This window comes from Staphylococcus sp. FSL W8-0305 (genome assembly GCF_037966415.1).
GTDB lineage: Bacteria > Bacillota > Bacilli > Staphylococcales > Staphylococcaceae > Staphylococcus > Staphylococcus aureus.
The window spans coordinates 1,411,457-1,424,571 of the sequence record NZ_CP150198.1; the positions used below are offsets into that span (position 1 = coordinate 1,411,457).

The window sequence follows — 13,115 nt, forward strand, 5'->3', positions numbered from 1 at the left end:
ATTTATATCGTCTTGTGCTCACAACCATTATACAACAATCATTTCTAAAACAACAGTCATATTACAATTATATTACAAATAATAATTACTACTTTTATATTTCACTTATCACTAAAAATTAAACATGCTTTTCATCGTGATGTTTGTTGATAAATGAAGCTGTATCTTCAACGAATCTTTCTTGCTCTTCAACAAATGGGAATGCACTTGATTCTTGATATACTTCAAAGTCCGCATTTTGGATTAAATCAGCTACTTCTTTAGCTTCTAATCTTGTTGTTCTTTCACCGAATTCTCCTGCAATAATTTTTGTCGGTACTACGACATTTCTATAAGTTTGAGAAATATCAGCGTTTTTGAATACCTCTTTAACTGCTTGAATTTCTTCTTTAGTTGATATTTCATTTGTATCTACGACATGTTTGAGGAATCGATTCATTTTTCTCGGACGATAATACTTACGCTTATTTAAAAATTTATCTTGTTTTTCAGGATCCCAGTTTCGAATAATATGGGCATATTTTCTAAATAAACGTTCTTCCGGTAATTCACCTTCAATAGATGTTGGATTTACCAACATAAGTGATGATGTAAATTCAGGATAACGTACTGAAATATCCGCACCAATGATTCCACCCATTTCATGGCATACAAATGCAACTTCTTCAATGTATAGATATTTAAGTAATTCAACAATATCTTCAGAAAAATCTTTTATTTCAATGTGACGAGGTTTATCAGAATAGCCATGTCCACGTAAATCAATTAACACAACTTGAAATGATTTTGCTAATTCTGCTGCTAATTTATTAAACACAGAATAATTATCAAGTACAGTATGAATCAATACGATAGGATAGCCTTCACCTAATGTACTGTAATGTATCGATGTTCCATCTTTTCTAGTAAATAGATCCATAATTTTCTCCTTTATTATCAATTTTTATTGGTAAAATGGTTAATAATTCTTCCACTGTTGTAATTGTAAAATCAACTTCTTCTTCGAGTGGTTCAATTTCTGCATCTTCTTGTTTATACCATACACTAACCATGCCCATAGCTCGTGCTGGAGCTACATCATTCAATGCATCATCACCGACATACATAATTTGCTCAGGTAATACCCCTAGTTGATCAATCATATCTTCAAAAATTTTAGGATGTGGTTTACGAAAACCAACTGTTTCTGATGTTGATAAATAATTAATAACATGCATCAAACCAAGTGAATGTAATCGAAATTGTTTAATCTTAGATTTACCATTTGCGATAACACCAATTTGAAAGCCTTTTTGCGATAGCTTTTCTAGTGTATACAAAGTATCGTAATAAGGAAATACATAACGATAAAAATGCATTTCAAAATCGTTAAATAAGTCTTTCCAAGTTAACCTATCTACATGGAAACGTTTAATGATTTCTTTATATAAATCAGGTTTATCATTATCTTCATCGTCATCTAGCTCAATAAATGCTTTTTTAAAATCTACCAGTTGAACATGAATTAAGTAGTCATGAAATCGTTCATATTGCTCTTCGATAAATTTCTCTCGAGATTTAACTCTGTCCAACAACGTACCTTCTAAATCAAATACAACTGCTTTAATTTGATTCAAATCCATCGCTTATGCCCTCTTTATGTTTATAGTTATTTTTATTTTAGCAAATGTCATGTGCTAGTGTAACCGTTTCGACTGAGATATTAGCATGTAAAATAACACTGGTATACCAATTAATGCAATGATAATACTTGCCGGTATTTGTACGGGTGACAATATATGGCTACCAATAAAATCTGCCATAACCATTATTTGTCCTCCAATTACAATATTCAAAGCCAATTGTCTTCCTAATGATTGTTTCCACTGCCATTTTCTAATGAGTTGTGGTATCACCATACCAATGAATCCAATTATGCCAACATATGCGACATTTATCGCCGTTATCATAGAAGCTATACATAACGCGATATATGTAATTATTTGAACATTTAAGCCTAGTGACTGACTTTTTAGTTCTCCTAATTGCAATAACTTTAGTTGATTAAGAATGATAAATATACCAAACAGTGCAATGATAAATGTGATTGCTATTATGGATACATTTGAGTATTCTGCATCACCAAAACCACCAAACAGATAATTGGCAATTGTATTTAATTTGCGAGGTTTTAATAAAATCAAAAAATATAGAAGTGAATTGAATAATGCACCAATCATTAAACCACTTAATATTAAGATTCTAACTGGATAGCCTTGGCTCAATACCGACGTAATGACTAATACAGTTATTAATGTTATTAAACTAAATGTTATTGAAAATACAGGAATCCATAACGTTGTTAATCCTAAAAATAATGCTAATCCTGAACCAAATGTAGCACCGCTTGCCAATCCTAATGTAAAGCTATCTGCCAATGCATTATTTAAAACTGTTTGAAATATAAGACCTGCAACAGTTAATATCATACCTGTCAACAATGCTTCTAATAATCTCGGTAATCTAACATTGATTAAAATAGACTGGTTAAATACATCATTGATATCCCCCAACTGCCAAAATAGATATATGCTAGTTGTTATAATCAATATGACTATCCAGCTCAATAATACTTTATTAAATGTCATAGCATTCTCTTTTCTTTCATCGATAATTACATTCATTATAGCAATCACATACTCGCGTTGCTATCATTCACTAAATATATTTTAAAACCCCTTATCTCAAACATGTAATTTTTATTACATGTAGCAATAAGGGGCATAATTAGAATGGTTTATTTTCTATAAATTGCATCTCTTAATTCTTTTAATCCTTCATCAATACGTGGACCCGGTCTTGATACTTCATCACCATTTACAACTTCAATACGTGTATTCTTGACAGCATTAATTTTATTGAATCCACCTCTTTTTTTGATGATATCCATATAATCTGATCTTGTCTTAGCTTCCGTCGAAATTAATATATCTGGGTTCTTTTTAATAATACTTTCCTTCGTTACAGGGTTCCAACCATTAATGTCACTATAAACATTTTGGGCTTCTAATTTTTCTAACATATCATTGAAAAATGTATGCTTCCCTGCTGTATATATTTCAGGCTTTGATGAAACCTCAATAAATACTTTTGATTTTTTATGATGAGCAGGAATTGAATCTATGACTTTATCGATATTATCCTTAGTTTCCTCAACAAGTTGTTCAGCCTGCTTTTCATGATGCGTTAATTTCCCAATTTGCTTAAATGTGTTGTAAGTTTCATCAATTGATTGTACATCTTTAACATACACTACTTTGATGCCTTGTTTCTCTAATGATGACAATACTTTATTAGCAGTTGCCTTTTGCGACTCATGCGCAAGAATTAGATCTGGCTTTGCCTTTAAAAGTTCCTCTTTATTTAGATTCAAAGCATCAAATTGTTTCTTACCCTTTTTCACATCTTTTGGATAATCATCAACCGTTGAAACACCAACTATGTATTTACCTAATCCTAATTCATATAAAATTTCAGTATTACTAGGCATTAACGAAACAATTCTATGGTACGGCGATTTAGACGAGCCATTATCGTCGCTACCTTGTTTATCATTATCTTTCATACCACAGCCACTCAGAACAAGCATAAAAATCAAAATAAAAGCAATTAACGATTTCTTCACATTATCACATCTCCTTTTTAAAGCCTCTTGAACTTTAGTGATTAGAGGCTTTTATGCAGTTGTGCGGTTACATCCAACTGCGTTCCTTTAATCCCACTTTTCGCTTTAGCGATTAGAGGGATTTATGCAGTTGTGCGGTAGCATCCAACTGCGTTCCTCTTCACCTTTAGTCATTAGAGGCTTTTATGCAGTTGCTGCACAAACAAACAACTTTTTTCTTTATATGCTTCTATTTATTATATAAGTCCACATACTAAAAGAAAATAGTAAATTATTTTTTATATTTCATATAAACTCATCTATCTAACTTCACAGCGTTTACTTTTTAAAGTAAGGTTCTAAAAAATCACAATTCTTTATATCTTTATCTCTAAAGTAATGTTTACCAAATACATCTAACAGAGCATGAAATTCATTAGCATCTTGATTTGTAAAATGATTTGGTAATGTGACTACTTTTTTTAATTGATCATAACTTTTAGTGTTTTCATATCCTAATTTATTATATATTTTTCTTGTATAGCTATCTGGAATAAATTCAATACGTCCGAATATATAAACAAGTAAGACATCTGCTGTTTCACTTCCAATACCTTTCAAAGATAATAATTCTTTTCTTAATTCACCTTTATATCGCTCATTAATCTCTTGATAATTGAAATGATGTCGTGCTAACCATGTTAATAATGTTTTAATCGTCAGTGATTTACTTTTATAAAAGCCACTTGGACGTATCAATGATTGTAACGTTTCAATAGGTAGTTCTAATATATGATTTGGATTAAAATGCGTGTGTTCTTTAATCTGATTCAATGCAATTTCTGCATTTCGCCATCTAGTATTTTGAACTAAAATTGCACCTAACATCATTTCAATGTCATTATCAGCAGGCCACCAATTTTGAGGTCCCATATGCCTATATAACAATTTATACAATTCATCAGTTCCTAACATTTACATCCTCCTTTTAGAGCCCCTTGAGCTTTAGCGATTAGGGGCTCTTTTGCAGTTGCTGCGCAAGCAAACCAACTGGATTCCTTTAACTCCCCTTGAGCTTTAGCGATTAGGGGCTCTTATGCAGTTGCTGCGCAAGCAAACCAACTGTATTCCTTTAACCCCCTTGAGCTTTAGCGATTAGGGGCTCTTTTGCAGTTGTGCGCAAGCAAGCCAACTGTATTCCTTTCCCCCCTTGAGCTTTAGCGATTAGGGGCTCTTTTGCAGTTGCTGCGCAAACCAACTGTATTCCTTTAACCTTATTCACATACTAAGCATTCCCCAATATGTCACATACCAAATAAAAAAACACTCCAACACAAAGTATCTTTCGAGAAACTCTACGTTGGAGTGTATATAAATGTTCTTACATTGATTCAGGTGCGCTTACACCGACCATTGCCAATGCATTTTTCAATGTAATTCTGACCGCTTCAATCATAGCAACATGTGCTTTTGTTTTTTCAATATCATCTGTTAACACTTTTTCAGCATTATAGAATTTATGGAAATGAGAAGCTAAATCTTGAATATAATTAGTAATTCTATGTGCTGATCTATGCTCAGCAGCACTTTCAATTGTAGGTTCGAAATCAGCTACTTTTTTCAACAATTCGATCGCTTTTTCATTTGTAATCGTTGTAAAATCATTCGCAGCAGCTACCTCAATTCCTTGCTCTTTCGCTTGTTTTAAAATTGAACAAATACGCGCATGTGCATATTGAGCATAGTAAACTGGATTGTCTTGAGATTGCTCTTTCGCTAATTCCATATCAAAATCAAAGTGACTATCAGGACTACGCATAGTTAAGAAATAACGTGCAGCGTCAACGCCAACTTCATCCATAATTTCTCTTAATGTAATCGCATTACCAGTACGTTTACTCATCTTCACTTCTTTACCATTTTCCATTAAACGAACCATTTGCATGATTTGAATTTCTAAACGATTACTATCTACACCAAACGTTTCAAGAGATGCTTTCAAACGGTTAATATAACCATGATGATCAGCACCAAATAAATCGATTAAAATGTCATTACCACGTTTAACTTTATCGAAGTGGTACGCAATATCTGGTAAGAAATACGTATATGTACCGTCATTTTTAATTAATACTCTGTCTTTGTCGTCTTTAAAATCAGTTGTACGTAACCATGTAGCGCCATCAGCTTCATACGTATAACCTAATTCTTTCATTTTAGCTAAAACTTCAAGAATTTCGCCTTTTTCATATAAAGATGTTTCACTAAACCAATTATCAAAATGCGTATTGAACTCTGCTAAATCATTTTTCAGTTTAGCCATTTCGTATTCTACGCCTAATTTTCTAAATTCTTTCAAACGTGCTTCTTCAGAATAATCTTTAATTTCAGGGTGTTTCTCTGCTAAATCTTTACCTATTTCAATAATATCTTTGCCATTATAGCCATCTTCTGGCATTGAATAACTATTGTCACCTAAAGCTTCAAAGAAACGTGTTTCAATCGAACGCGCTAAGTTAGTAATTTGATTACCAGCATCATTAATATAATATTCACGTGTTACATTATAGCCAGCTGCAGTTAAAATATTAGCTAAAGCATCACCAACTGCTGCATTTCTAGCATGACCAATATGTAAATCTCCTGTAGGGTTAGCTGAAACATACTCAAGCAATACATTTTGACCTTTTGATTCATTTACATGTCCAAATTGATCACCTTTTTCAATTGCTTCAGGAATAATTGCTGTTAAATACTGATTATCTAAGTAAAAATTAATGAATCCTGGACCAGCAATGTCAATTTGTTTTACATGTGCTTTTTCAGTATCTAAGTTATCAACAATCGCTTGAGCAATTTCACGAGGATTACGCTTTGCAATCTTAGTCAGTACCATCGCAATATTAGTAGCATAATCTCCATTTTTTGTATCTTTAGGAACTTCAATTTTAATATCAGGAATCTCATCTGCTAATCCTGCTTTGTTAATACTTGCTGCAATTTCTTCTACTAATGTTTGTTTCACTTGATCAATAATATTCATTCGCCTATCTCCTTATAGTTAATTTCATATTGATAAGAACCCATTTTTTCATTATCTTGATATAATTCATAATGAATCTTTAACTTGCCACCGTCTCCACTTACGAAATGTAAAATGCGTAATGTTTTAACTTCTAGTGGAATTCGTCCAGCCGATATATCGTAAAAAGTTGTTGTCGTTTGTCCTTCAACAAAATGCAAATTCATATTAATGTCGCCTTTACGAATCAACTTAACGCTATCATCATCCACTTTTATTGTAACATTAACTGTTGCATCCTCAATTTGTTCTACATACCGAATAAAGTTAGATTGCCTTTGTTGCCAAGTTCCTTCAGTAGTAAATTCAAATTTTTCTTTTTCGTTGTGCTGTTTCAACACTTGCTTTGTATGAATACTTACTTTTTTATCCAATTTACTACTCACCTTAATCTTCGCATAATAGAAATATTATAGCATAAAATAAGGTCATCTTGTTATGCCTTCTTAAAGCTAAATAGGTTCAATTAATTAACAATTCCATACTTAATCAACGCTTGATATATGTAAGCCATTTTATAAAATACAAACAAAACCTCAAAACCAAAAAAACACGAGATTTTCACTATCTTTCATGAAAACCTCGTGTTTGATTATAATGATAGTGTTCAGAGCACTACCTTCTTTATCTATAAAGTCATTTGATATTTTTAAAATTTAATAACCATTCTACCAGTTATAGTACCATTTTCCATTTCTTCAAAAATATCATTGATTTCTTCTAATTTTCTTAATTGAACTTTAGGTGTTACTTTATTTTCAGCAGCAAATTCAAACGCTTCACGTAAGTCTTGTCTTGTACCAACAAGTGAACCTACTACTTCAATACCATCTAGCACTAATCTTGGGATATCTAAGTTCATTTTATCAACAGGTAAACCAACGGCAACAACTCTTGCACCAGCTTTTACAACATCAACCGCTTGGTTAAATGGCGTCTTAGCAACTGAAGTTACCACTGTTGCATCTAATCCTTTGTTATCAGTTAATTTCATAACTTCTGCAACTGGATCAACATCTTTAGAATTAATAATAGCATCTGCACCTAATTCTTTTGCGAATGCTAATTTATCATCATTAATGTCGAAGGCAACAATTTTAGCCCCCATAACGTTTTTAGCATATTGTAAAGCTAGGTTACCTAAACCACCTATACCAAAAACACCTAACCATTGTCCAGGTTTAACATTACTTACTTTTACAGCTTTATAAGTTGTCACACCTGCGCATGTAATAGAAGACGCTGCTGCTGGATCTAATTTTTCAGGTACTTTCACAGCATAGTCTGCAGTAACAATAACTTGTTCAGCCATTGCACCATCTACTGTATAACCAGCATTTTTCACACTACGGCAAAGTGTTTCACGACCTGTTGTACAATATTCACATCTTCCACAGCTTTCGAACATCCAAGCGATAGACACACGGTCTCCAATTTTTAATGATTCTACATCTTCTGCAACTTCGATGACTTTACCAATACCTTCATGACCTAAAGTAACGCCTGTAACATCACCAAAATCAGCATTCTTAACATGTAAATCGGTATGACAAACGCCACAATATTCCGTTTGTACCAATGCTTCACCAGGTTTTAAAGCTCTTAACTTTTTGTCCTCAATACTTACTTTGTGATCTTTCGTTACAACTGCTGCTCTCATAATAATGTCCTCCTTATAGTCACTCCAGTATGTATGATATTAATTGGTGATTACTTTCAAAAATGAAAACGAATAATTATAGATGTAATTTTTATTTGTAATAGACGCCAAATTAAAACATACTATTGTGACTTTGTTTTTAGTTAGATATCAACCGTTAACTTTTAACGTTTCCCTAGTTAATATGTTAAAAGAAATGACATAATCGATATGCTAACGTGTAATTTTTACTTCACATATATTTATTTAAAGATAATTTATAATACTCTTATCTTCACTCTTATTATAATGTGAATTAATTCACAAAGTATATAGCTATGATCAAAAAAATGTGTCAGTTATTCAAATTTTTTATTAACTACAGATTAATTTAATTTCAAAAAAATTAAAAAAACTCCCAATCAATCTAAGACTTTATTTTCACCTCAAGATTTACGTCGTCATTGAGAAATGAATCATATCTTTATAGATTAATTGGGAAATTTTAGTTTCTAATATTTAATTAAATGCTTGATGTAATGCATCAGAAGAATGCTTCCACATACCTTCATCATGGTTCATTAAAAAGTCTTTTAAAATAGCTTTATTCTCGTCACCAATTTGATCAATGATAATATGATGTTTCATTGATTTATCCATCATATTAACATGTTCAGGCATACTTTTATAACCACGACGAATTGCTTTATTCACTAATAAATAGCACGCTGTTAAACCAGCATAATATGGTCCTTGTTCATTACGTTCTGTTGTTACCCAACACAACCAATATTCTTTAGCTTCATCGCCTTCAACAGCAGCTTTATCAGTAATCCATTTCACGCCTTTTTCAACTTTGGCGCGAGCATGCATGCCTCCAATATCAATAAATGCTTCTTTGTTAGCAACATCGATAAAAACTGGTGCAATATTGTCTAAGCTAATTGAACCAATATTTGTACCTTTATGACCATCTAGAGGGTCATTTTTTATGATATTAAAATTAAAGCCTTTTTTCTCAGACAATGATATAACCTCCATATTTAACGATAACAATTTTAGCCCTGTTTAATTAAGCTCATTAATCAAATTTTCAATAGCTTCTCTAATTGTCTTATCTTTAATCTTTGCAACCATTTCTCTAGGATAATATAATTTATAGTCTTGGCGATTAATGCCTGTAATACTATGAATGACTAAAGATTGATTGCTTATTTCTCTAATCTTACCATCTTGTCTTAATAAATGAATCGGTTTGCGATTTGACCCAGGTCGATCATAGTCATATGGCAAATCCGAAAATGCTTCACTCACAAAATAATAATCTGGATTAATACCACCTGCTTCAAACAGTTCTTGCAGTTCTGATATTGTAATAATTGAGCCATCAAATGGAATATATTTAAATAAGTCTCGATTAATAAATCGACTTGCTAAATCACTTAAAATGGCATCATCTTCTTTTGTCCATTTTTCCAAATAATACGTAACTACCGCTTCATCGAGTTCAACATATTGTTCAATCGTAACTGTCTCTTCAAAAAATGGAATAAAATCATGTGGATGCAACTTAAATTCATAGCCTTCATTATAAAGCTGTTTTGCGCGTTTCAAACAATTATTAAGCAGCACTTCTCCACCACGACTAACTGGGTGGAAATAAATCTGCCAATACATTTGATAACGACTCATAATAAAGTTTTCAACTGCATGCATACCACTTTCTTTAATTAGTACTTCATCTTTAGAAGGTCGCATTAATCTTAAAATACGTTCCATATCAAAAGCACCATATGACACACCTGTGAAATACGCATCACGTTGTAAATAATCCATTCTATCCGCATCGATTTGTGAAGAAATCATCGAAATGACCAATTTATTATGATGCGTTTTATTAATTACTTCCGCAACTTCTCTTGGAAACTCAGGCGATACTTTACGTAATACAGCATTCACCTCAGTATCTCCAGTAATAATCGCTTGAGTGTATGCTTCATGGTCTGTATTAAATATTTTTTCAAAACTATGTGAAAATGGACCATGTCCTAAATCATGTAATAATGCAGCACATAATGCCAACGGTCTATCTTTATTGTCCCATGCATCATGACCAATAAATGACTCATCAATTAATCGTCTAACTATTTCATACACACCTAAAGAATGTCCAAAGCGACTATGTTCTGCTGTGTGAAAAGATAGGTACAGTGTTCCTAATTGTCTAATTCGACGTAACCTTTGAAATTCCTTAGTTTTAATTAAATCCCATATCAATTGATCTTCAACATGAATATATCGATGTATCGGGTCTTTAAAAACTTTTTCTTCTACTAATTTTAAATCTACATATGCGTTAGTCATTATTCCCCTCCTTTTCGTTTAATATAATATTTAATTTACTTAAAATGCTTTGTACATAAGTGCTAAGTCTAACTTTTCGCCATACATTTCTGGCTCATAAGAGCGTAAGATTGTAAAACCTTGCTCTTTATAGTAAGCTACTGCTTCTTCATTTTTATTATCTACTTCTAAGTAAACACCTTCAAATTTATCTTCAAAACGTGATAATCCTTCATTTAACAATGCTGTACCATAACCTGTATGTTGCGATTCTGGTTTAACATAATGAGCTGATAAATATAATTCTTCACCGTAAATAAAGTTAGCAAAGCCAACGATGTCATTACCTTCTTCAACGACTAAGAATAATTGTTCTTGAAGTCTTTTCTTTAAATGATGTTCATTATATGAAGCTTCTAACAAGTGATTAACTGTTGTCGCAGCGTATATATTTAAGTATGTATTAAACCAAGCTTTAGTTGCGACATCTCTAATTTGAACAACATCTTTTTCAGTTGCTTGTCTTACCTTGAACATGACTTTCTCCCCTTATTAACAAGTTTTAATAACGGCATTATACCACAACTTGCTCAATACTTAATAAACAATGATTGTCTATTCAATTTATATATTTATATTTTCCGTTAAAATTAAAAATAAAAAATAACGAAGCAAAAAATCACTTCGTTTAGTATGAGGTATGTCTTATTGCAATATACTATTCCACTCAGTTGCACGTGCTAAGGCATAGTTGTCTTTCATGATGTCACCAGGCTTTTCAGCAGTTCCAATAATATAACCATTTAAAGTGGCACCTAAAAAGTCTAAACTATATTTCATTTGCGTAATTGCTGGCTTCGCTTTTATTTTTGGACAATCTCCACCAACTAAAATAACTCTAAAATCCTTTTCGGCCATTTGTGCCTTAAAATTAGGATATCGTTTATCTTGTAATGTTTCTGACCAATGTTCGATAAATGCTTTCAATGGTGCTGAAATGCTATACCAATACACTGGTGATGCAAAAATAATCGTATCACTAGCCAATATTTTATCTAGAATCGGCAAATAGTCATCGTCATATGAAGTAATAGTCTCTGCTGTATGTCTCACGTCACGTATCGGTTTAAACTGATGTTGTGTCACGTCAATCCATTGATACTCTAAATCTTGCAAAGCGAATTTTGTTAATTGTGCAGTATTACCGTTTGGTCTACTCCCACCAAACAAAACAGTAATCATTTTAGCCTAACCTCACTTTTGATTAATAAATATCTGTGTTTTTCGTTACCTAATTATACTATCATAAGCTTTACCTACCGAATAGTAAAACGCTTACAACTTTTATATAAATTTGACGAAATTTCGTCATGCCTTATATAAAGTCGTTTGTGATACGGGGCTAATTCATGATGAATTAGATACATATGTCACCATTAAATACAATTCATTTAGTCTTCAATTGGAAACAGTTCATCGATATATTGAATCTCATCATCTGATAAAACGATATCTGCAGCTTTAATATTTTCAATGACTTGTTCTGCACGTTTTGCACCAGGAATAATCACATCGATAGCTGGTCTCGTTAAATAAAATGCTAATACAATGTTCGCAATTGAAGTTTGATGTGCTGCAGCTATGCTTTCCAAAGCTTTTACGCGACGCACATTTTCTTCAAATACACCTGGTTTAAAATCACGACGTGTAGTACGATGGTCACTAAATTTAGTGTTCTCATCATATTTTCCAGCTAAAATACCGGATGCTAAAGGGAAATATGGAATAAATGTGATTTGGTGATCAACACAATATTGTAATACTGCCTCATTTTCACGATGCAATAAATTATATTCTAACTGTACAACATCAACGTAACCATCTTTATTTGCTTCTTTAAGTTGATCTAATGTGAAATTTGATACACCAATGGCTTTAATCTTCCCTTGTTCCTTAAGCTCTTGTAATGCTGCAACTGCTTGATCTTTCGGAGTGTTGTCATCTGGAAAATGAATATAATATAAATCGATATAATCAGTTTGTAGACGTTTCAAACTATTCTCAACTTGTTGTTTTAAATATTCCGGTTGATTGTTCTGATGTACTTCTTGATTTTCATCAAATTCATGAGACCCTTTCGTAGCAATTTTAATTTGCTCTCGCGGATATTCCTTAACAACTTCTCCAACCAATTCTTCTGATCGTTCTGGCCCATAAATATATGCCGTATCTAATAAATTAATACCATGATTAATGGCTTGACGAACAACATCTTTTCCTTGTTCTTCATCTAAGTTCGGATATAAATTATGCCCACCTACTGCGTTCGTCCCAAGTGCGATTGGAAACACTTCAACATCAGATTTACCTAAGTTTACAAATTGCTTCATTAGACCCAGCTCCTTATC

Annotated in this window: 13 protein-coding genes and 1 pseudogene; all 14 read right to left on the minus strand. The window is 32.3% G+C overall.

The genetic code is table 11. The features are described from left to right. Positions 1–118 precede the first annotated feature (118 nt). The gene (locus NST10_RS07000) at positions 119–919 is read right to left on the minus strand and encodes an alpha/beta hydrolase (RefSeq protein WP_000362975.1); all 801 of its coding nucleotides are present in this window, start codon (positions 917–919) and stop codon (positions 119–121) included. Further along, complete coding sequence (locus tag NST10_RS07005) at positions 903–1,622, minus strand: HAD family hydrolase (RefSeq protein WP_162655155.1); 720 nt, start codon at positions 1,620–1,622, stop codon at positions 903–905. The genes NST10_RS07000 and NST10_RS07005 overlap by 17 nt, the downstream gene beginning before the upstream one ends. 54 nt (positions 1,623–1,676) lie before the next feature. After that, the gene (locus NST10_RS07010; protein WP_001820041.1) at positions 1,677–2,627 is read right to left on the minus strand and encodes an iron ABC transporter permease; all 951 of its coding nucleotides are present in this window, start codon (positions 2,625–2,627) and stop codon (positions 1,677–1,679) included. Between the two features lie 149 nt (positions 2,628–2,776). Continuing rightward, complete coding sequence (locus NST10_RS07015) at positions 2,777–3,664, minus strand: ABC transporter substrate-binding protein (protein ID WP_339209118.1); 888 nt, start codon at positions 3,662–3,664, stop codon at positions 2,777–2,779. 318 nt (positions 3,665–3,982) lie between these two features. Next, a complete protein-coding gene (locus NST10_RS07020; protein WP_000901760.1) occupies positions 3,983–4,618 on the minus strand; it encodes an endonuclease III domain-containing protein in 636 nt (211 codons plus the stop codon). 406 nt (positions 4,619–5,024) lie between these two features. Next, positions 5,025–6,686, minus strand: coding sequence for an arginine--tRNA ligase (gene argS / locus NST10_RS07025; RefSeq protein ID WP_001021140.1), 1,662 nt, complete (start codon positions 6,684–6,686; stop codon positions 5,025–5,027). Continuing rightward, a complete protein-coding gene (locus NST10_RS07030) occupies positions 6,683–7,099 on the minus strand; it encodes a DUF1934 domain-containing protein (protein ID WP_000359082.1) in 417 nt (138 codons plus the stop codon). The genes argS and NST10_RS07030 overlap by 4 nt, the downstream gene beginning before the upstream one ends. 92 nt (positions 7,100–7,191) lie before the next feature. Beyond that, a pseudogene (locus tag NST10_RS07035) lies at positions 7,192–7,300 on the minus strand (hypothetical protein). Between the two features lie 74 nt (positions 7,301–7,374). Further along, a complete protein-coding gene (gene adhP, locus NST10_RS07040; protein ID WP_001200748.1) occupies positions 7,375–8,385 on the minus strand; it encodes an alcohol dehydrogenase AdhP in 1,011 nt (336 codons plus the stop codon). Between the two features lie 498 nt (positions 8,386–8,883). Next, positions 8,884–9,405, minus strand: a complete 522-nt coding sequence (locus tag NST10_RS07045; protein ID WP_001788287.1) for a YwhD family protein — start codon at positions 9,403–9,405, stop codon at positions 8,884–8,886. Positions 9,406–9,432: 27 nt separating this feature from the next. Next, complete coding sequence (locus NST10_RS07050; protein WP_000180233.1) at positions 9,433–10,728, minus strand: HD domain-containing protein; 1,296 nt, start codon at positions 10,726–10,728, stop codon at positions 9,433–9,435. A gap of 39 nt (positions 10,729–10,767) precedes the next feature. Continuing rightward, positions 10,768–11,244, minus strand: a complete 477-nt coding sequence (locus NST10_RS07055) for a GNAT family N-acetyltransferase (RefSeq protein WP_000477504.1) — start codon at positions 11,242–11,244, stop codon at positions 10,768–10,770. Positions 11,245–11,412: 168 nt separating this feature from the next. After that, positions 11,413–11,949 carry a flavodoxin family protein gene (locus NST10_RS07060; protein ID WP_000633782.1) on the minus strand — a complete coding sequence of 179 codons (537 nt, stop codon included), beginning with the start codon at positions 11,947–11,949 and terminating at the stop codon, positions 11,413–11,415. A gap of 209 nt (positions 11,950–12,158) precedes the next feature. Continuing rightward, a complete protein-coding gene (locus tag NST10_RS07065; RefSeq protein ID WP_000808894.1) occupies positions 12,159–13,097 on the minus strand; it encodes an aldo/keto reductase in 939 nt (312 codons plus the stop codon). Positions 13,098–13,115 lie beyond the last annotated feature (18 nt).

What these genes read in the sequence shown, in the direction of transcription:
- NST10_RS07000 (WP_000362975.1), bottom strand. Translation starts at nt 919, where the DNA reads ATGGATCTATTTACTAGAAAAGATGGAACATCGATACATTACAGTACA.
- NST10_RS07005 (WP_162655155.1), bottom strand. Translation starts at nt 1,622, where the DNA reads ATGGATTTGAATCAAATTAAAGCAGTTGTATTTGATTTAGAAGGTACG.
- NST10_RS07010 (WP_001820041.1), bottom strand. Translation starts at nt 2,627, where the DNA reads ATGACATTTAATAAAGTATTATTGAGCTGGATAGTCATATTGATTATA.
- NST10_RS07020 (WP_000901760.1), bottom strand. Translation starts at nt 4,618, where the DNA reads ATGTTAGGAACTGATGAATTGTATAAATTGTTATATAGGCATATGGGA.
- argS (WP_001021140.1), bottom strand. Translation starts at nt 6,686, where the DNA reads ATGAATATTATTGATCAAGTGAAACAAACATTAGTAGAAGAAATTGCA.
- adhP (WP_001200748.1), bottom strand. Translation starts at nt 8,385, where the DNA reads ATGAGAGCAGCAGTTGTAACGAAAGATCACAAAGTAAGTATTGAGGAC.
- NST10_RS07045 (WP_001788287.1), bottom strand. Translation starts at nt 9,405, where the DNA reads ATGGAGGTTATATCATTGTCTGAGAAAAAAGGCTTTAATTTTAATATC.
- NST10_RS07050 (WP_000180233.1), bottom strand. Translation starts at nt 10,728, where the DNA reads ATGACTAACGCATATGTAGATTTAAAATTAGTAGAAGAAAAAGTTTTT.
- NST10_RS07055 (WP_000477504.1), bottom strand. Translation starts at nt 11,244, where the DNA reads ATGTTCAAGGTAAGACAAGCAACTGAAAAAGATGTTGTTCAAATTAGA.
- NST10_RS07060 (WP_000633782.1), bottom strand. Translation starts at nt 11,949, where the DNA reads ATGATTACTGTTTTGTTTGGTGGGAGTAGACCAAACGGTAATACTGCA.
- NST10_RS07065 (WP_000808894.1), bottom strand. Translation starts at nt 13,097, where the DNA reads ATGAAGCAATTTGTAAACTTAGGTAAATCTGATGTTGAAGTGTTTCCA.